Here is a 20,183-nt window from a genome sequence, read left to right on the forward strand (position 1 = left end):
CAAAAAGCTAATAAGCAAAAAGGAGCGAAAATTTCGCTCCTTTTTGCTTATTTAACCCGGATCGGGTCTTTTGGATCTTTAACTTCTTTATAAGGATAGGTTTTCATTTCCTCCAGCAATATATTTACCGTTTTTTCCAGTTGAGGGTCTTTTCCCTCCAGCAAGTCTTTCGGCATTTGCTCCACGAATATATCTGGTGCTACGCCTTCGTTTTCGATGATATAATTACCTTGTAAATCGAAAATTCCGAAATTCGGGGATGTGATACTTCCTCCGTCCAACAGTGGTGGATAACCGGAGATTCCAACAAGAATACCCATTGTTGTACGGCCCACTAATTTGCCCAAGTCTTTAAAGCGGAACATGTAAGGCATCATATCGCCTCCTGAACCTGCATTTTCATTGATAATCATTGCTTTCGGACCAAAGATTCCATTTCCTGGTGTGGTAAAGCTCTTTCCATCACGAATTCTCCAGCCCGTCATCAGTTCTCTGGATAGTAAATCGATAACATAATCCGCTACTGATCCTCCTCCGTTGTTACGCTCATCGAGTAGCAGCGCTTTTTTATCCATTTGGGAGAAGTAATAGCGATTGAAGTAGGTGTAGCCATCAGAGCCGGTGTTTGGCATATAGACATAGGCTATTTTACCTTGGCTAAGCGCATCGACTTTCTTGCGGTTTCCCTCTACCCAGTCCATCCGGCGCAGAGCAATTTCGTCTGTAAAGGCTATCGGCTTAACGATTACTTCACGAGCGCCCTGCAAGGAGGGCGAGTTGTTAATTTTTAATGTGACTTGTTTGTCAACGGTGTTTTCCAGCAGTTGGTAAATATTGATTCCGTCTACTAATTCCGTACCGTTTACAGCGAGGATATATTCGCCCTCTTTAATATTAAGTCCTGGCTCAGCCAAAGGTGCTTTAAAAGAAGGATTCCAGTCCAGACGAGTATATAGCTTAGTAATTTTATACCCGTTTTTGACGGCTTCAAGATCTGCCCCTAACGTGCCTGTATTGACGGAGGGACTGGACGGTTGATCGCCAGGATAAATATAATTGTGCCCCACAACCATTTCTCCCATCATCTCGTTCAATAGATAACCCAAATCTGAGCGGTGACCTACATAAGGCAAAAACTTCGCGTACTTTGCTTTCACATTATTCCAATCGACTCCATGCATATTCTCTACATAAAAGAATTCTTTTTGCATGGCCCAAACTTCATTGAAAACCTGTTTCCATTCTGCCTCGGGGTTTACCAGTTGTTTGATATCTTTCAACGCTAATTTTCCGCTTTCTGCTGTGGGTTTCTGACCTGCAGCCACAATATAGTAGGACTTGTTACTGCTATAGATCATCTTTTTACCGTCAGCACTGATATCAAAACCGTTCGCGTTTTCAACGATCACTTTGTCTTCCAACTTGACAAGATCATACACACCGATGGATCTTCCGCGCATATAGGTCAACATATTTTCGGTACGCCCGTCTAAGCTATAGTAGCCGGGCTGGAGCGGTAAAGCTACGATACGATTATTTATAGCATCCAGATCAATCTTTGTCTTGGTAAATTTCGAGTCTTTTGATTCGCCCTCTTCTTTATCTTTTCCTTTATTGTCGTCTTTTTCTTTTTTCTCCTCCTTTTTCTTGTCTTCTTTTTTCTCTTCCGTTACTTTTTCCTCATCGCTTTCATTCTTAAAAATGGATGGAGTATCTTTTGAGAGTATAAAGGCATATACATTGAAGATCACATTTTTTTCATAGGCAGACATGTGTAAACCGGAGTTTGTCAAACCTACGTTTGTACTGGCTGTAAAAAAAAGGTATTTCCCATCTCGACTAAAAGTGGGTTGGTTGACCGCACTCATACCATCGGTGATTTGTGTTTGCTGCTTGGTTTGCAGGTTATACATAAACAGCGTACGAACGCCATTACCGAGACTTTTTACGTATGCTATCCAATCGGAGTCATACGACCAGGCGGGCTGAAAATGGTTTGATGTACGGCCCGTAATGGAGCTCAGTTTATCATTATCCACCAACGTTACCTTCTTGCTGTCAATATCTACATAATACAGATTGAGATGAGCATCATTATAAAAAAGCTTTTTAGAATCTGGAGACCAGGTAGGCTGGTAATAAAATGCGCTTTGCCCAAGCGGTATATAAATCGGATCATCCTTGGCCATTTGATCGCGCAGCACCAGCTCATATTTTCCATTTTTGTCAGAGATAAACGAAATCCACTTTCCATTTGGCGACCATTCCGGAAAACGTTCGTGGGATCCTGGTGAATTGGAAATGTTGCGCGCATCGCCTTTTTCTTTTGGAACAGAGAAAATTTCACCACGGTTTTCGAATAATGCGCGCTGGCCAGTAGGCGATATACTGTAGGAACGAATGTCCTCGCCCATATCGATGTAATGCGGTCTTCTGTATAGCGCGTCGGCATTTACCTGAATGGCCAAACTATTAACCTTATTTGTGCCGGTATTTAATATATGAAGACGACCATTATACTCGAAAGTCAGCTCGTTTCCATTTCCGTTTAATGTGCGAACATCGTAGTCTTTATAGTTCGTAATTTTGTCGACTTTTTTTGTCTTGCTGTCGTAACTGTATATATTAACAATCTTATCGCGGTCGGAGAGAAAAAACACTTTATCACCCAGCCAAACAGGTTTCACATCATTGCAACGCTCACCCGGTATCGCTTCGACCTCTTTCGTTTGGGTGTCAAAAATCCAAACAGAAGGCATACCGCCCCCACGATAACGTTTGAAGGCCACTCGGTCCCGCTCTGTAGGATCCGTATTTTTTATGTATGCCCAGTAGCGACCATCTGCCGACGGACTTCCTTGATACGCTTCTGGCATAAGTAGGGGTGTAGACGATTCGCTATCGATCGATGATTTATACAATCTGGAACCTAGCGAATAGGTAAATTCTCGCGTTGTGGTAAAATAAACCTCTTTATTATTAAGCCAACCTCGAAGCACATCCGCTGCGGGATGATAGGTGACCCGCTTTGGCGCACCGCCGTAAATGGATACCACATATACATCGGTGTTGCCATCGTAATTACCAGTAAATGCGACCTGTTGTCCATCCGGGGAAAAGATAGGATTTTGCTCTACAGTGGGGTTTACAGTTAGCTGACGGGGGTTAGCTCCATTCTTGTCGGCAATCCAGATATCACCGGCATAGACGAAGGAGATGTGCTTATCGCTGATACTGGGACTTCTTAAAAGCAACGTTTCTTTTGGCTGCGCTTGTGCTGATCCAAGCAAAATGCCACTGCACAGCATACCAAGCCAAGCAATAGTGTTTTTGTATTTCATGAAGTTAAATAACTAAGTAATTCAGTCAAAAATACTTGAATTTACCAACTTCTTGTATACGTCACTACATTTTTGCATGAAAAAAGGGCCGATTTACAAAACCAGCCCTATCCTACTAATAATTTTTAAGAATTATCCGTTTTCTTCTTCGAAAACGATACCCTCATCTACGATAATACGTCCGCAATGTTCACAGATAATGATTTTCTTGCGTTGACGAATTTCGGATTGCAGCTGAGGTGGTATTTTGTTATAACAACCAGAGCAACTATCGCGTTCGATAGAAACTACCGCTAGCCCATTTCTAAAAGAGCTGCGCAATTTGCTGTACACCTTAAGCAGACGGTCTTCGATATGAGTTGTAGCCGCCTCTGCCTTATCGGTAAGTGCGTCTTCCTCTTTCTGTGTCTCAGAGGTGATTGTTTCCAACTCTTGTTTCTTCACATCGAGCTCGCCTTTGCTGTAGTCTACGTTTTTAAGCGTGCTATCGTAACCTTCTGTTTTGTTCTTGATTTCGAACTCAGCTTCGCGGATACGTTTCTCGCAAACTTGGATTTCCAACCCCTGAATTTCAATTTCCTTGGAAATCGCATCATATTCGCGGTTGTTTTTTACCTCATTTAGCTGTCCCTCGTATTTCTTGATCGCTGCTTGCGCATCTTTGATCATATTTTTACGCTTCACGATTGAATCTTCAAGATCATCAAGATCTGTTCTGATTTTTTCGATACGCGTATCAAGACCCGCAATCTCGTCTTCTAGATCGGCTACCTCAATAGGCAACTCGCCACGTACCTGACGAATCTTGTCTATTTTTGTGTGAATGGACTGCAACGCCCATAATGCTTTCAACTTCTGTTCTACGGTTTGTTCCATTAACTGTAGTATTTTATAGGATTTGTCTCTATTTCTGTCAATAGGACAGCAAAGTTAGCAAATTTTTTCTGAATAATTTCTAATAATAATTCTTGGGTAAATTGTTCACTTTCAAAATGTCCGATATCGGCAACGACAATTTCATCCTCCGCATCAAAAAATTCATGGTATTTGTAATCAGCAGATATGAAAACATCTGCTCCCGAGCGCTTAGCTTCATTTAAGAGAAACCCTCCGGCTCCGCCACAAACGGCCACTCGTTCTATGGGTTTATCGGGTAAGCGCGTGTGACGAATTACATGTAGGTTAAGCTTCTGTTTGAGGTAAGCAAGGAAATCGGTGCCACTCATGGGCTCCCGTAAGTTCCCGATCGCCCCTGAACCCACCGTAAAATGCGGGTTTTCTAATGCAATAATATCATGGGCAACTTCCTCGTAAGGGTGAGACTGATACATGGCTAATAGGATAAAGCGTTCCTTCAAGGCCGGATAAATAACCTCAATTTTTGTTTCCTCCACGCGTTCCTGTATACCTACCTCACCAATTGCCGGATCCGCACCCGCTTGTGCACGAAAGGTGCCGTATCCCACGCTGTTGTAGCTGCATTCGTCGTAATTTCCTATTCCTCCGGCCCCGGCCGCAAAAAGGCTTTCCCTAACCGCTTCGACGTGAGTCCGTGGTACATACACGGCAAGTTTCTTTAGCAATCCCCTCTTAGGCTGCAATACAGCATGCGACTCAAGGCCCAACTTTTCTGCTAGCTTACTGCTCACTCCCCCAAAAATATTATCTAGATTCGTATGTATTGCATACAGGGCAATATTATTTTGAATGGCTTTGATGACGACGCGCTCGACATAATTCTTTCCATTAAATTTCTTTAGTCCCTTAAAGACAATAGGATGGTGAGAAATGATAATGTCACAACGCTTTTCTATCGCTTCGTCGACAATATCTTCCGTGCAATCAAGCGAAATTAAAGCACGCTGGATCTCTTCATCGGGATTCCCGACAATAAGCCCAGCATTGTCATAGCTTTCCTGAAAGGAGAGAGGGGCAATTTCCTCTAAGTATTGTGTTAGCTCTTTAATCTTCATCTTCTTTTGTCTGAACTTTATAATCCTCGCCAAATTGTTGAATATGCATTTTTAATAGCACTTTATGTTCGTGGATTTTGACCCAATAGGTGATGAAATACACCAGGTGCAGTACAAATATTACAGTCAATATAAACAAGGGTAACGGTATGTTGCTTATCAAAAAAGTCCATGCAAATAGCATTCCCCATTTTTGGGTAGGTCTTTCATCAACTTCCACCTGACGATCATAAAATTCGTTATTCAGAGAATCAGTCAATCGCCGCACGACTTCGAAATTCCAATAGATGTTAAACAAAGGGAGCGCGATATACCAAACCTGACCAGGTAATATATTTCGGTTTTCCTTCTTAATAAGCTTTAGCGTACTATATATGGTGTATGCAAAAACGATCCAAATTATTATACGCATCGCTCCTGCGGCAAGCGCTATATACAACATTTCTGTCGTGATATTTTCAGGCAGCATCTCAAACATAATTTTCTCTACTATTATTGCACATATAATAAAAAGATCGTTGGCTTCTTATGAAGGTCAACATTCATATTTTTCCATTCATATATGCGATGTGTAACAACCATCTCTTCCTTCCCAGTGAGATTACTGGCAACGCAAAGCTTCGTTTGCTCTTTACAGTGTTTTGTCAATTCGCCCAACAACGTGTTATTGCGGTAGGGTGTTTCTATAAAAATCTGCGTTTGCTTTTCTTTCGCAGACTGCATTTCAAGTTCTTTAATTTTTTTGGTTCTTTCTGTTTTATCGATAGGCAAATAGCCATGGAAAGCAAATTTCTGTCCGCTAAATCCCGACGCCATCAACGCCAGTAAAATGGAACTGGGTCCTACCAGCGGGACAACTTTTATACCTCGCTTATGCGCCTCGGCTACCACTTCAGCACCAGGATCTGCTACACCAGGACAGCCCGCTTCAGACATCAAACCAATATCTTCACCTAACATTACCGAACTAAAAATTGTATCGTAATTCACGCCGTCTCGCGCGTGCTTGCCATAGTCGTGCATCTTCAATTCATTCTGCGGACGCGTTAATCCAGCTTCCTTTAAAAACCGGCGAGCCGTCTTTTCGTTTTCAACGACGTATTCACGTATATGTTCTATAAGTTCTTTATGAAAAGCGGTATACGAAGCAAATGCAGCCTCCTCGGCTAAAGGTACCGGAACAAGATACAAAATCCCTTTTGACATATTCAAAACTACTAAATATTAAATGATTGCAGTATGCTATCCCTATAAGTAAATAAAAGAAAATTTGACTTTTCAATATAATTTAATAATTTGGCTACGACTAATAAGTTTATTTTCAAATGACTACACAAATCACAGCAGGTGTAAAGGTATCCGTAGACGTTGTTTATCAGCCGGAATACTCTAATCCAGAAAAGCTGCATTTTATGTTTTCATATCAGATAACGATTGAAAACTTAAGTGATTTAACCATCCAACTTGTGAGTAGACATTGGGATATCTTCGATTCTAGCGGCGAATACAAGAGCGTAGACGGCGAAGGGGTTGTTGGCGAACAGCCTATCCTAACTCCCGGAAGTGTACACCAGTATACATCTGGATGCAACTTGAAAAGTGACATGGGTTTTATGGAGGGTTATTACGAAATGACTAAACAACTGGATGGAAGCCACTTCCTTGTGGATATACCGAGATTTAATTTGATAGCTTCCTACAAGCTCAATTAAATTTTTAATGCTTATGTAAATTAATGCCGCGATACCCCATACCTATCGCGAATACCACATTTATTTGTTTACTTTTGTAACTGGAAAATAGCATGTTGCAAAATAGATCAAACAGCATTTACTATATCTATAATAAGACTTACGTAAAACTTTTTTATTCAAGTTTTTATGAATAATAATAAGAAACTTTTACTTCGTAAAAAGCTGTTAAACAGGAAACTACATAAATAGTGAGCATTATATCTACAGAACAGTTGGGTCATTCGTATAACGATAAATGGCTTTTTAAAAATCTTCATTTCGGACTTCAAAAGGGAGACCGTGTGGCACTCGTTGGCATAAACGGGACGGGCAAATCTACGTTATTAAAGATCTTAGCTGAAATTGAGAGTCCTACAGAAGGGAAGGTGGTCAAAGAGAGAGGTCTACGGGTTGGTTTTTTAAATCAAGAACCAAATTTCGATGGTTTAAAGACCGTCAATGATTTCATCTACAGTTCCGATAACGAGCAGCAACAATTAATCAAAGAATATGAGGAGTTGCTTTCAAGCGAAGACATTGATCAAAATAAGTTAGCGGAACTTACCGACAAATTGTCCGCGTTGGAAGCCTGGGAATACGAGTATAATATTAAAACAATTTTAAATCGATTACAGATTTCGAATTTTGAGCAAAATATAAGCGAACTATCGGGTGGGCAAAAAAAGCGATTATCGCTCGCTAAGCTTTTGATAGATGAGCCTGATGTATACATCCTTGATGAGCCAACCAATCATTTGGATATTGAAACTATTGAGTGGCTGGAAAAGCTACTCACTACCGGCAACAAAACTGTATTGCTCGTCACGCATGATAGGTATTTTCTGGATAACGTTTGTAATGAGATCCGCGAGTTAGATAGGGGTGAGGTTTACTTATACAAAGGAAAATATACATACTTCTTAGAGAAAAAGGCGGAGCGCGAAACTATTGATGTCGTGATGGCTGACAAGGCCCGCAATCTATTGAAAAAAGAGTTGGAGTGGATGAGGAGGCAACCGCAAGCCAGAGGTACGAAATCCAAATCTCGGATTGAGGCGTATTATGATTTAGAGGAAAAATCTAAAGGTCCGCGTAAAAACGACAGTGTGCAGCTTTCCGTAAAAGTTTCCAGACAAGGCTCTAAAATCATAGAGATCGAAAACTTATCCAAGTCGTACAATGGAAATAGTATCATCCGTAATTTCAGCTACACATTCAAAAAGGGCGATCGTATAGGACTTGCAGGAAAAAATGGAACAGGGAAATCCACTTTTCTAAATTTGATAACTGCTGAGATTAATCCAGATAGCGGCAAGGTGGACATTGGTGAGACTACAGTGTTTGGCTATTATCGACAAGGCGGATTGGAATTTAAAGACACGGACAAAGTATTAGACGTTGTCAAAAATGTAGCCGAATATATAACCATGGCTAATGGCGATACCATTACTGCTTCACAGCTCCTCACTTTGTTTCTATTTCCGCCTGAAAAGCAGTTTAACTTAATTAGTAAGCTCAGCGGTGGAGAGAAGAAGCGGTTACAGCTTATGCGCGTGTTAATGAAAAGTCCAAATTTTTTAATTTTGGATGAGCCATCAAACGATTTGGATATTGACACTTTAAATATACTGGAAGAGTTTTTAGATAATTATCCCGGCATATTAATCTTAGTGAGTCACGATCGTTACCTCATTGATAGGTTGAGCGAGCAGCTTTTCATTTTCGAAGGGGAGGGGCATATTCGAATCTACAACGGCAACTATGCAGATCATAAAGCAGAGGAGGAGATGCGACTCAAAGCGGCAAAAGAAAAAGTAGAGATGCCCGAGCCAATAGTTAGTTCAACAAAAGAAATCTCTAAGAATAAACCATCTTACAAAGAGATTAAAGAATACGAAGCTTTAGAAAGGCAGATCGAGGAACTGGAGGTAATGATATCCACTAAGGAAGCAAGTCTGACAAATTTGACAGATTATCAGCAACTCAATGACGCGGCGCTGGAAATAGGAGAACTTAAAAAATCCTTAGATTCGAAATCAGAACGTTGGATGGAGCTCTCCGAGTTTATGTAAATAAAGTATAGTTTCACGTGAAACATAAAATTATTATCATCGAGGTTTTTTCTCGATATGAACAATGTTCCACGTGAAATAAATAAAGGATAACATGTTTAAAAAATATAACGTAATTGTAGTAGGGGCTGGCCACGCTGGATGCGAGGCGGCGGCGGCAGCTGCAAATTTAGGTTCATCGGTTTTATTGATCACGATGAATATGGGTGTTATTGCCCAAATGAGTTGTAACCCTGCCATAGGGGGAGTGGCCAAGGGCCAAATCGTACGCGAGATCGATGCGATGGGAGGCTATACAGGAATCATTGCGGATAAATCAACCATACAATTTCGCATGCTAAATCGCTCCAAAGGCCCCGCCATGTGGAGCCCAAGAGCACAAAACGACCGCATGCGTTTTGCTGAAGAATGGAGATTAACGCTAGAATCACTCCCGAATATTGACATGTGGCAAGACACCGTAAAGGAAGTTATTGTAGAAAATGGAAAAGCCCAAGGCGTAATAACTTCATTAGGCGTTCGGGTAGAAGCAGATGCCGTAGTTTTAACGAATGGCACATTCCTAAACGGCGTTATTCACATTGGCGAAAAGAAAATAGGTGGAGGACGCACTGGCGAAAAAGCAGCTACAGGCTTAACAGAACAATTGGTGAGTTTAGGATTCGAAGCTGGCCGTATGAAAACTGGTACGCCGCCACGAATAGACGGACGATCATTGAACTACACCCTGATGGAGGAACAGTGGGGCGATGAGAACCCAGGACGCTTTTCGTATACTGATGTAGAAAGACCCACCGAGAAACGCTGCTGTTGGATTACCTATACGAACGATAAAGTTCATGAGGTTTTAAAAACGGGATTCGATCGCTCGCCGATGTTCACTGGCAGAATAAAAGGCTTGGGTCCTCGTTATTGTCCTTCCATAGAAGATAAGATAAATAGGTTTGCTGAGCGTGATCGCCATCAAATTTTCGTAGAACCGGAAGGTTTTAAAACCGTCGAAATTTACGTAAACGGTTTTTCCACTTCATTGCCTGAAGATGTACAATTGAAAGCGTTGCAATTTATACCAGGGTTCGAGAATGCAAAAATGTACAGACCAGGGTATGCTATTGAGTACGATTATTTTCCGCCTATGCAACTTGATTTAACGTTGGAAACCCAACGTGTTAAACACCTATTTTTTGCAGGTCAAATAAATGGAACCACGGGTTATGAGGAAGCTGCCGCACAAGGTTTCGTTGCTGGTGTAAATGCGCATCAGCGTATTCGCGATGAACATGAATTAATTTTAAAAAGATCGGAATCTTACATTGGCGTATTAATTGACGACCTTGTTACGAAAGGTACAGAAGAGCCATACCGCATGTTTACCTCTCGTGCAGAGCACCGGTTGTTACTACGGCAAGACAACGCTGACATTCGTTTAACGCCAATAGCTCATAAACTCGGTTTAGTTAATGATGAACGGCTGGAAAAAGTGGATCTAAAAATAAAGCAATCTGACCATATCATTTCATACATGCGACAAAATAGCGTAGACATAGACAAAGTTAACCCCATTTTGAGTGAACTTGGCTCGAGTGCGTTGACACAGAAATCAAGACTATTTAATATTCTAAGTCGGCCACAGGTAGGTATCCAAGATCTTGCAAAAGCAGATTCGGAATTTTCAGAACTACTAAAGTCATTCGACGAGGAAACAATTGAGCAAGCTGAAATAAAGGTGAAGTATGAAAGCTATTTCGATAAAGAAATGGAAATCGTCAATAAGATGAAAAAGATGGAGGATAAGGAAATAAATCCAGAATTTGATTACAAATCGTTAGCCTCATTGTCTATAGAAGCACGTGAGAAATTGCTGAAAGTAAAGCCGAGGACTTTAGGTCAAGCATCAAGAATATCGGGTGTATCACCCTCAGATATTAGTGTTTTGATGGTACATATGAGTTAATATACTGATAATCAGTTTATTAAAAAATTTAAATACTAACATTAAATGAAGCGATATAAGAGATTATTTTAAAATTTATGACCAAACACTCCGAAATCATACAAAGTTCTCCTAAGGGGCTTAAAACGATAAATTTTCAATACCTCGCATTCATAGGATTTACCTTATTGCTTGTATTGACCTTTACTCGCTGTGCTAATGTTCAACGGCCGACGGGCGGACCTAAAGACTCTTTACCGCCTAAAGTATTAAACGAGTCCCCAGTAAACTTTTCGCGTAATTTCCAAGACAAGGAGATTGTGTTGACATTCGACGAGTACATCAAACTGAACAACCAATTCAAAGAATTCAGCATAAGCCCTGATTTAGATGAACAACCGCTGTTTAAGGTTAGGAAAAAAGATCTTATTATACAGCTGCCAGATTCAATGGAAGCTAACACTACCTACACGATAAACTTCGGTAAGGGTTTGGTGGATTATAACGAAAGTAATCCCATTCTCAACTATAATTACGTATTTGCAACAGGGCCGGAACTAGATTCCCTATCAATAAGCGGTTCTGTAAAAAATGGTTTCACCAAATCTTTCGATATCAAAAAGGATGAAAACATTAAAGTGCTTCTTATTCCCACGCGACAAGATTCTATTTTCGGAAAGAGAAAAGCCAATATTTTTACGGGTTTAGACTCTTCAGGCAATTTCAAATTTAGTAATCTTCGGGAAGACACTTACCGCATATACGCTTTGAAAGAGCAGAATAATGATAGAATTTTCAATGGCAATGATGAATGGATTGGATTTTTAAACGATAGCATTGTATTAAGCAGGGATACTAGTAATATACAACTCGAAATCACAAAAGCGTATCCGAAGGATTTTAGAACCTTGGAAAAAAAGATCGAGCCTACCGGAAATATCTTGCTTACGTTTAATAAACCCATAAATAATCCTGAGCTTGAAATTGTTCATCCATCTGACATCAACACAAGTAAAATAGCGCGCTATAGCTTAAATAATGACTCGGTTAGGGTATTTATTCAAAATAAAGAATTGGATTCGGTGAAAATACTTCTCAGCGCAGATCAAAATATCCGTGATACTATTCTGATCCGAACGAATAAGAACGCGAAGTATGATCGGGAAATAAAACCACTTTTTAATATCACAAATAAGGTAGATCGCACCAGTCATATTAAACTAACAAGCGTTACACCATTAGCTAACGTGGATAAATCTAAGATTATGCTTTATGAAGACTCCGTTTCCAGACGTAATTTTCAATTGCAGCAGGACAGTGCAAACCAAAATCTCTACCATATACGGTACAATTGGAGACCGAAGCGAAATTACGAATTAGTGATTCAGGAAAATGCATTGCGGAGTGCATTTGATGATACCAACAAAGAATCGAAAACGCAGTTTACAATGGACGAATCAGATAACTATGGGAACATCACTTTCACAGTCAATGGTCTGGATAGTACCATGCAATATATCGTAGAATTGACCAATGAGGAAAAGGAGAAAGTGTTTGATAGCAGAATAATTGATCAGCGTAATGGGAAAATAACCTATACGAATTTTCCGGGAGGAAAGTATATGTTGCGGATTATTTATGATGCTAACAAAAATAACAAATGGGATCCAGCTGATGTTTATGCACGCAAGCAAGCGGAAAACATCTGGTACTTAGATAAAACATTTACCATTCGCGCAAATTGGGACCAAAACGAAACGATAACCCTACCAAAATAAGGAAACCCTATTATTAGGATGTTTTGAACCAAGAACTGTAGAGCACATAGTTATGCGGCAATTGCTTTAGCATAGCTATTTGCTCCTCCGTAAGTGGTTTTATTTTCTTCGCCGGAATCCCAGCATATAAATAACCACTTTCAAGCACCATATCTTCTAGCACGACTGCTCCAGCGGCTACAATAACATTAGATTCAACCACCGTACGATCCATGACAATGGCGCCCATCCCTATCAAGACATAATCCTGGATGATACAACCATGTACGATAGCATTGTGACCGATATTGACAAAGTTACCAATATCAGTTCCGTTCTTCTCGTACGTGCAGTGAATAACGACACCATCCTGTACATTGGAATAATTTCCAATCTTAATATAATTCACGTCTCCACGAATTACAGCATTAAACCAAACGGAGCAATGATCGCCAATAACAACATCGCCTACAATAGTGGCATTTTCAGCAATATAAACATCGGCACCGATCACAGGCGCTATTCCTTTTACAGGGGATATTAGAGGCATATTATAAAATTGTATCTGTTAATGAATTGGATTTCTGCGGATAATCCGTCGTATAATGTAGTCCTCGACTTTCTTTACGAAGCATAGCTGATTTGACGATCAAGTAGGCTACTTGTATTACATTACGGAGTTCACATAGCTTGACAGACAGTTTTGTATTTTTATAAAAATCCTCCGTTTCCTCATGTAAAAACCCTAACCGGCGCATGGCACGATCCAAACGAAAATCAGATCTAACTATGCCTACATAATCACTCATTAGCTTTTGTGTTTCGCGCAAATTATGGGTAACCAAGATCTCCTCGTTTAATGATGCTACCTTAGATTCATCCCAATCCGGAATATTGTCATCAAACGCAAGTGAATGAAGACTAGCGGCAGCATCCTCGAAAATACGATGTGCATAGACTACAGCTTCTAACAAGGAGTTTGATGCTAACCGATTTGCACCATGCAAGCCGGTAGATGAGCATTCACCACAGGCGTAAAGATGTTGTATGGATGTTTTTCCCAATTCATCAACGAGTATACCACCGCAAGCATAATGCGCTGCCGGCGTCACTGGAATAAAGTCCTTTGTCATATCCAAACCTATGGAAAGGCACTTTTCATAAATATTTGGAAAATGGGCTAATATGTCCGCCTTCTTACGGTGTGTGATATCCAGGTAAACAAAATCATGCCCAGACTTCTTCATTTCATTATCTATGGCACGCGCTACGATGTCGCGAGATGCCAACGAACCACGTGGATCATATTCTTCCATAAAAGATACACCATCCAACCTCCGTAAGATACCGCCGAAACCACGGACGGCTTCGGAAATTAAAAAAGCGGGAGAATCTTTCGGATTATAGAGAGAGGTCGGATGAAACTGTATAAATTCCATGTTTCTCACTTTACCTTTTGCCCGATAAACCATGGCTATACCGTCACCGGTAGCAATGGTCGGATTTGTAGTACTGCTATAAACATGGCCAGCGCCACCAGAAGCCATCAAGGTGATCTTACTCAGAAATGTTTCGATTGTATTTGTCTGCGTGTTCAAGGCATAAATACCGAAGCAAGTAATGTCTTTAGTTGCTTTATCCACATGAACACCTTTATGATGCTGGGTAATGAGATCCACAGCGAAATGATGCGTTAACATTTCTATGTTAGGATGTGCGTGCACCTGCTCGAGCAAAGCCCGCTCGATCTCATAACCGGTAATATCCTTATAGTGTAAGATACGATGCTTAGAATGGCCTCCCTCACGAGCCAAGTCATAATGTTCGTCATCTACTTTATCAAAGTTGGTGCCGTAGTCAATTAACTCTTTTATGCGTGCGGGCGCTTCTTTAACAACGTTTTCCACAACTTGCGGATGGCATAAACCATCGCCAGCAACCTCAGTATCAGCGATATGCTTGTCGAAGCTATCAGACTTATCCACAACGGCGGCTACACCTCCTTGCGCATATTTGGTATTCGACTCGTCTTCGTTAGACTTGGTCAAAATCAACACTTTACCTAGATGTGCTGCCTTCAACGCAAAGCTTAAACCAGCTATTCCCGAGCCAATAATTAAAAAATCCACCTGTCTATGTGCCATATTGTGTTATTAACGATGCGCTGTATCAGAATTAGAAGAAACAAATTAACAAAATATGTGGAAAACCTGTATAAAAACGGTGCAGTAAAATTGAAAACTTTAAAACTTTCCACAGCAGTCCTCATATTCCCACAAATGCACCACATGAATTAAGGAAAAGTGAAGCAGATATTAACAAATTGTAAACACTAAAAATTCAACACAAAAATATGGAAAGTAAAATAGATGAAAAATCACCCATTTGAAAATCAGCACTTAACCTACCGAAGTCTGTTGATAATTTGTGGATAACTGCCGAAAACTCATGATTCAAAAATAAAAATCACACACTTATCCCCATTTTCCACAGACTAATAAACAACAAGATTCTTTCTTTAAAAAAAGATTATAAATTATTGGAAAAAGGGAATGTGGATTTCGTTTCATTTTCTTTGTTTACTTTTGTCTTGTCGTTTAGTCAAACCAAGTGGACAAATTGAAGAGAAGAAAAGATAATGAATACAACCTTTGAAAGAGATTTGGAGGCAAAGGGTTATATTGATGAGCCTGTAGACCCTACGATCGATATTGTAGCTGAAATTCAGCGGCTTAAGAAAGAAAAGAATGCGGTTATATTGGCTCATTACTACCAAGATGCTGAAATTCAGGATATTGCAGACTACATTGGGGATAGTCTAGGTTTGTCGCAGCAAGCGGCAAAAACTGATGCTGATATGATCGTATTTGCTGGTGTGCACTTCATGGCGGAAACAGCTAAGATTCTATCGCCTTCAAAAAAAGTTTTATTGCCCGATCTCAAAGCAGGCTGCTCTTTGTCGGACAGCTGTCCTCCGCATCTGTTCGCAAAATTCAAAGAGCAGTATCCAGATCATCTCGTGATCACATACGTGAACTGTACGGCGGAGCTTAAGGCACTTTCCGACATTGTATGTACTTCCAGCAATGCCGTGGAGATTGTGCAGAGTTTGCCTGCCGATCAAAAAATTATTTTTGGTCCTGATAAAAACCTTGGTGACTATGTGAAGAAGAAAACCGGACGTGATTTGGTTCTTTGGAATGGCGCTTGTATGGTGCATGAGATATTTTCGCAGGATAAGATTATAGATTTGCGTAGTCAATTTCCAGACGCGAAATTTATCGCACATCCGGAGTGTGAAGATCATATACTTGCACAAGCAGATTATGTAGGATCGACCTCAGGAATGCTTAAGTATACGATAGAGAATAGTGCACAACAGTTTATAGTGGCTACAGAATCAGGTATCTTGCACCAAATGCAAAAAGCAAGTCCGACAAAAACTTTTATTCCGGCACCTCCAAACAATGTTTGTGCATGCAACGACTGCCCACACATGAAATTAAATACATTAGAGAAATTATATAACTGCCTTTATTACGAGCTTCCGGAGGTCGATCTCCCGACAAGTGTGATCGAACGAGCTAGAAAGCCGATCGAAAGGATGTTGGAAATTTCAGAACGATTCGGATTGTAGAAAAGCGTTGTTTGAAAAGTTTCACAGTAAAATTGAGGATAGTCTTGACAAAATGTCTCACAAATCTAAAGTGCAACAAGTTTCAAATGATCTCTTTTTAAATTTTTCACTACAGTCCCTAATTTATAAATTTTGACTTTGTACTTGTGAATTTTTACTTATCACTTATTACTTTTGATTTATTACTTTTCACTTTGTAATTTTTTACTTATCACTTATTACTTTTGATTTACTACTTTTTACTTTGTAAATTTTTACTTATCACTTATCACTTTTGATTTATTACTTTTTACTTTGTAATTTTTGACTTTTTAATTTTGACTTTTTAATTTACATCCCATGTTTGACAATAAGCAAAGAACAGATATAAATGAATTGGGTGAATTTGGACTTATTGATTACCTGACAAAAGCTGTTGAAATAAAAGAGCTCTCTACGGTAAAAGGTATTGGTGATGATGCAGCCGTTTTAGATTTTAGTAGCAAGAAAACGCTCATATCTACGGATCTATTACTGGAAGGAATACATTTCGACTTGCGTTATGTTCCTTTGAAGCATCTTGGCTACAAAGCTGTCCAAGTCAATTTAAGTGATATTTATGCCATGAATGGCATTGCTTCTCAAATCACGTTTTCGATCGGACTATCCTCGAAATTTCCGGTGGAAGCGGTAGAAGAAATCTATCAAGGAGTATTGATAGCCTGTGAGAAATTTAATGTGGATTTGGTGGGTGGCGATACATCCGCTTCCGCACAAGGATTGGTGATTTCTGTAACCAGTATTGGCTATGCAGATGCTGACAAAGTGGTGTATCGTTCAGGTGCGAAAGAGGGCGACCTACTTTGCGTGAGCGGTGATCTTGGTGGAGCCTATGTAGGCTTGCAATTGCTTGAGCGCGAGAAAAATATCTTTATAGAAAATCCAAATATCCAACCCGATTTGGAAGGTAAAGATTACATCGTAGAGCGTCAATTAAAACCTGAATCCCGTAAGGATATCGTTGAATTATTTGAGACTTATGGCATACAGCCACATGCCATGATAGATGTATCCGACGGTCTAGCATCTGAAATCCTCCATATTTGTAAGGCTTCAAAGGTTGGGTGTAAGCTGTATGAAGATAAAATTCCTATTGACCCGATGACCTATGAAACTGCACGGGAATTTGGTTTAGATCCTACGGTTTGTGCATTAAACGGTGGTGAGGACTACGAACTTTTATTTACCGTTCCACAAGATCAGTATGACAAGGTTAAAAATCAGCTTGATATTTCAATAATAGGTTATATAACTGAAGAAGCTGCAGGATGCGAAATGATTTCAAAATCCGGCCATGTTCATCCTATACAAGCCCAAGGCTGGAATGCGTTTAAGCAATCTTCTAACGACGGTAGTACAGCATAATATTTACTAAGCGGTAAGGATATACAAATAAGGCGAGCCATGAATTATTCATAGCTCGCCTTATTTTTTATACGGCTAAATGCTCGAATAGCAATTTATTTCCCTGTATTTTTTAGTAGATTAGTCATGTAAACCTTTGTACATTATATGAAAAATCCGCTTTGGGTGCCTACAGAATCTTATAAGAAAGACGCTGTATTAGCTAATTATCAAATGTATTTGGAAGATACATTAGGCTATTACTTTGATTCATACAAAGACTTATACATATGGTCTGTTGAAAATATAGAAGAATTTTGGGAAAGTATATTACGCTACTTTTCTATTCAATACACAGGCACATACAGGAATATTCTATCTCGAGATGAATCCGCGGTTGATTTTATACATGCTAAATGGTTTGAAGGTATTAGCCTGAGTTATGCAGAACATATTTTTGCCGGTAAAAAGGCTGACGAAATTGCTATCTATTACAAAGATGAAACAAATAATTACAGTGTTGTAACGTGGAGTGAGCTGGAAAAAATGGTTTCCGTCATTCAACAATTCCTTCGAAGCAGGGGTGTACAAGCAGGAGATCGTGTTGTTGCTGTATTAAATAATACGACTGAGGCTGTCGCTCTATTTCTAGCCGTTAATTCGTTGGGTGCAATATGGTCTTGTTGCTCACCAGATTTTGGTGATAAAAGTATTGTGGAACGATTTGCTCTTATCGAGCCGAAGTTACTTTTTGTGGAGTTAACTTACCAATATAATGGAAAGACTTTTAAAAAAACAGATACCTTGGAAGCTATCCGCGAGCAAGTTCCTAGTTTGGAAGCGTGTATAAATATCGATGGAGATGATTGGAAAAAAATTTTCAATGATTTCTATGCATTGCCGTTGGTTTTTGAACGTGTTCCCTTCTATCATCCTATATGGATCTTGTATTCATCCGGCACGACAGGAAAGCCGAAAGCTATTGTGCATGGCACGGGTGGAAATCTGCTCGAACATTTAAAAGCGCTGGCCCTCCATCAAAATGTTCAGACGGGGGAGAAGTTTTTATGGTATACAACCACCGGATGGATGATGTGGAACTATGCATTATCGAGTCTGCTTTGCGGTGCAAGTCTTTGCCTGTACAATGGTGCAGTACAATATAACAATCATCAAGATTTTTGGGATTACGTTCGTAAGATAGGGGTAGATCATTTGGGTGCTGGCGCCGCCTATTATTCATCGATCCATGAGCTCGAAATCAAAGGGTACCAACCCAAGGTAATTGGTTCGACAGGATCTCCGCTTCCTGTGGCGACGTTTGAAAATCTGCAAGAGAAATTCCCGAATGCACAGATCATATCGTTAAGCGGTGGGACAGATGTTTGCAGCGCTTTTCTATCGGGTTGCCCGCTGTTGCCTGTATATGCCGGTACCATACAATGCCGAACGTTAGGAGCAGCTATTGTTGCAATCAACGACAAGGGAGAGGAAGTTTATAACGAGGTAGGGGAGCTGCTTATTAATGAACCTATGCCATCCATGCCGGTATATTTTTGGAATGATCCGGGACATACAAAATACAAGGAAAGCTATTTTAGTCAACATCCAGGTAAATGGAGTCATGGCGATTGGATAAGCATTGCAGACAATGGATCTGTAACTATGCACGGTCGTTCGGATGCAACCCTTAATAGGGGAGGCGTTCGCATTGGAACAGCAGAAATTTATAATGCGGTTCAAACAGTCGACAGCATAGCTGATAGCTTAGTGATATCAACCGAAGACCAACACAATAAGTCGCAAATGATCTTATTCTTGAAATTGCAGTTTGGTATACGTTTGGATGATGTGGTTCCAGTTTTAAAATCGACATTAAGGCAGCAATATTCTGCACGTCATATCCCAGACCTCTTCCTTTCGGTTCCTGATATTCCCTATACTTTAAGCGGTAAAAAGCTTGAAATCCCAGTGAAAAAAATATTTTCTGGAAAGTCTTCAAAAGATGCCGTCTCTAAAGATATTATGCGTAATCCGGACAGTCTAGAGGCATATGAAAAGCTTTACATGACGTTAATCACGTAGATGCGCTATACCCTAGCAAGCGATCTCGAAAGTTATGCTGGTGATTAGTTCATGAAAGGTGTCATCTTTATCCGCAATGACGCCGCCCCTTCTGACAGATCTACTTATCTCATTACGCACTACACACTACCCAATACTAACAAATTGCCGCGTCGTCGTTCCTCCTTCTCGCAATGACCTTGGCTCTTTCACACTTACTATCTCAATACCCACTACGCACTACTCAATACTAACAGATTGCTTCGTCGTCGTTCCTCCTTCTCGCAATG

At 40.1% G+C, this 20,183-nt stretch carries 14 protein-coding genes; 7 read left to right on the forward strand and 7 right to left on the reverse strand.

Annotated elements, in window-relative coordinates; all coding sequences use genetic code 11:
• Positions 1 to 47: 47 nt before the first annotated feature.
• From DI53_RS07680 to DI53_RS07700, 5 genes are all read right to left on the reverse strand, one after another.
• Entirely contained in the window at positions 48 to 3,341 is a 3,294-nt protein-coding gene (locus DI53_RS07680; protein ID WP_052072185.1) for a S41 family peptidase, read from the reverse strand.
• Positions 3,342 to 3,473: 132 nt separating this feature from the next.
• On the reverse strand, positions 3,474 to 4,217 hold the full coding sequence (locus DI53_RS07685; protein ID WP_037497343.1) for a zinc ribbon domain-containing protein: 744 nt from the start codon (positions 4,215 to 4,217) through the stop codon (positions 3,474 to 3,476).
• Positions 4,217 to 5,314, reverse strand: coding sequence for a Nif3-like dinuclear metal center hexameric protein (locus DI53_RS07690; RefSeq protein ID WP_037497345.1), 1,098 nt, complete (start codon positions 5,312 to 5,314; stop codon positions 4,217 to 4,219). Before DI53_RS07690 ends, DI53_RS07685 begins: the two co-directional genes overlap by 1 nt.
• Complete coding sequence (locus DI53_RS07695) at positions 5,304 to 5,792, reverse strand: hypothetical protein (protein ID WP_037497348.1); 489 nt, start codon at positions 5,790 to 5,792, stop codon at positions 5,304 to 5,306. Before DI53_RS07695 ends, DI53_RS07690 begins: the two co-directional genes overlap by 11 nt.
• Positions 5,793 to 5,806: 14 nt before the next feature.
• A complete protein-coding gene (locus tag DI53_RS07700; protein WP_037497351.1) occupies positions 5,807 to 6,520 on the reverse strand; it encodes an SAM-dependent methyltransferase in 714 nt (237 codons plus the stop codon).
• 119 nt (positions 6,521 to 6,639) lie between these two features.
• On the opposite strand from DI53_RS07700, the gene apaG reads away from it, so the two are divergent.
• The 4 genes from apaG to DI53_RS07720 all read left to right on the forward strand — a co-directional run bounded on the left by apaG (position 6,640) and on the right by DI53_RS07720 (position 12,830).
• A complete protein-coding gene (gene apaG / locus DI53_RS07705; RefSeq protein WP_037497354.1) occupies positions 6,640 to 7,026 on the forward strand; it encodes a Co2+/Mg2+ efflux protein ApaG in 387 nt (128 codons plus the stop codon).
• A gap of 230 nt (positions 7,027 to 7,256) precedes the next feature.
• The gene (locus DI53_RS07710; RefSeq protein ID WP_037497357.1) at positions 7,257 to 9,119 is read left to right on the forward strand and encodes an ABC-F family ATP-binding cassette domain-containing protein; all 1,863 of its coding nucleotides are present in this window, start codon (positions 7,257 to 7,259) and stop codon (positions 9,117 to 9,119) included.
• 94 nt (positions 9,120 to 9,213) lie between these two features.
• On the forward strand, positions 9,214 to 11,073 hold the full coding sequence (mnmG, locus tag DI53_RS07715; RefSeq protein WP_037497360.1) for a tRNA uridine-5-carboxymethylaminomethyl(34) synthesis enzyme MnmG: 1,860 nt from the start codon (positions 9,214 to 9,216) through the stop codon (positions 11,071 to 11,073).
• A gap of 77 nt (positions 11,074 to 11,150) precedes the next feature.
• Entirely contained in the window at positions 11,151 to 12,830 is a 1,680-nt protein-coding gene (locus DI53_RS07720; RefSeq protein WP_037497363.1) for an Ig-like domain-containing protein, read from the forward strand.
• 13 nt (positions 12,831 to 12,843) lie between these two features.
• Here DI53_RS07720 and DI53_RS07725 read toward each other — a convergent pair whose 3' ends face one another.
• Together DI53_RS07725 and nadB are read right to left on the reverse strand one after the other, a co-directional pair.
• Complete coding sequence (locus DI53_RS07725) at positions 12,844 to 13,359, reverse strand: gamma carbonic anhydrase family protein (RefSeq protein ID WP_037497366.1); 516 nt, start codon at positions 13,357 to 13,359, stop codon at positions 12,844 to 12,846.
• 1 nt (position 13,360) lies between these two features.
• Complete coding sequence (gene nadB / locus DI53_RS07730; RefSeq protein ID WP_037497369.1) at positions 13,361 to 14,953, reverse strand: L-aspartate oxidase; 1,593 nt, start codon at positions 14,951 to 14,953, stop codon at positions 13,361 to 13,363.
• Positions 14,954 to 15,447: 494 nt separating this feature from the next.
• Between nadB and nadA the strand changes: the two genes are divergently transcribed.
• From nadA to DI53_RS07745, 3 genes are all read left to right on the forward strand, one after another.
• Positions 15,448 to 16,446: a quinolinate synthase NadA gene (gene nadA / locus DI53_RS07735; RefSeq protein WP_037497371.1), complete on the forward strand. Its 999-nt coding sequence runs from the start codon at positions 15,448 to 15,450 to the stop codon at positions 16,444 to 16,446.
• Between the two features lie 339 nt (positions 16,447 to 16,785).
• On the forward strand, positions 16,786 to 17,850 hold the full coding sequence (gene thiL, locus DI53_RS07740; RefSeq protein ID WP_037497374.1) for a thiamine-phosphate kinase: 1,065 nt from the start codon (positions 16,786 to 16,788) through the stop codon (positions 17,848 to 17,850).
• A gap of 147 nt (positions 17,851 to 17,997) precedes the next feature.
• Positions 17,998 to 19,914, forward strand: a complete 1,917-nt coding sequence (locus DI53_RS07745; RefSeq protein ID WP_037497377.1) for an acetoacetate--CoA ligase — start codon at positions 17,998 to 18,000, stop codon at positions 19,912 to 19,914.
• The last annotated feature ends 269 nt before the right edge of the window (positions 19,915 to 20,183 follow it).

Origin of the sequence: Sphingobacterium deserti (genome assembly GCF_000757725.1) — a bacterium.
Lineage (GTDB): Bacteria > Bacteroidota > Bacteroidia > Sphingobacteriales > Sphingobacteriaceae > Sphingobacterium > Sphingobacterium deserti.

Coding starts and splice junctions, on each gene's coding strand:
- nadB (WP_037497369.1), bottom strand. CDS start 14,953: ATGGCACATAGACAGGTGGATTTTTTAATTATTGGCTCGGGAATAGCT.
- mnmG (WP_037497360.1), top strand. CDS start 9,214: ATGTTTAAAAAATATAACGTAATTGTAGTAGGGGCTGGCCACGCTGGA.
- DI53_RS07725 (WP_037497366.1), bottom strand. CDS start 13,359: ATGCCTCTAATATCCCCTGTAAAAGGAATAGCGCCTGTGATCGGTGCC.
- nadA (WP_037497371.1), top strand. CDS start 15,448: ATGAATACAACCTTTGAAAGAGATTTGGAGGCAAAGGGTTATATTGAT.
- DI53_RS07695 (WP_037497348.1), bottom strand. CDS start 5,792: ATGTTTGAGATGCTGCCTGAAAATATCACGACAGAAATGTTGTATATA.
- DI53_RS07700 (WP_037497351.1), bottom strand. CDS start 6,520: ATGTCAAAAGGGATTTTGTATCTTGTTCCGGTACCTTTAGCCGAGGAG.
- DI53_RS07680 (WP_052072185.1), bottom strand. CDS start 3,341: ATGAAATACAAAAACACTATTGCTTGGCTTGGTATGCTGTGCAGTGGC.
- apaG (WP_037497354.1), top strand. CDS start 6,640: ATGACTACACAAATCACAGCAGGTGTAAAGGTATCCGTAGACGTTGTT.
- DI53_RS07720 (WP_037497363.1), top strand. CDS start 11,151: ATGACCAAACACTCCGAAATCATACAAAGTTCTCCTAAGGGGCTTAAA.
- DI53_RS07685 (WP_037497343.1), bottom strand. CDS start 4,217: ATGGAACAAACCGTAGAACAGAAGTTGAAAGCATTATGGGCGTTGCAG.
- thiL (WP_037497374.1), top strand. CDS start 16,786: ATGTTTGACAATAAGCAAAGAACAGATATAAATGAATTGGGTGAATTT.
- DI53_RS07745 (WP_037497377.1), top strand. CDS start 17,998: ATGAAAAATCCGCTTTGGGTGCCTACAGAATCTTATAAGAAAGACGCT.
- DI53_RS07690 (WP_037497345.1), bottom strand. CDS start 5,314: ATGAAGATTAAAGAGCTAACACAATACTTAGAGGAAATTGCCCCTCTC.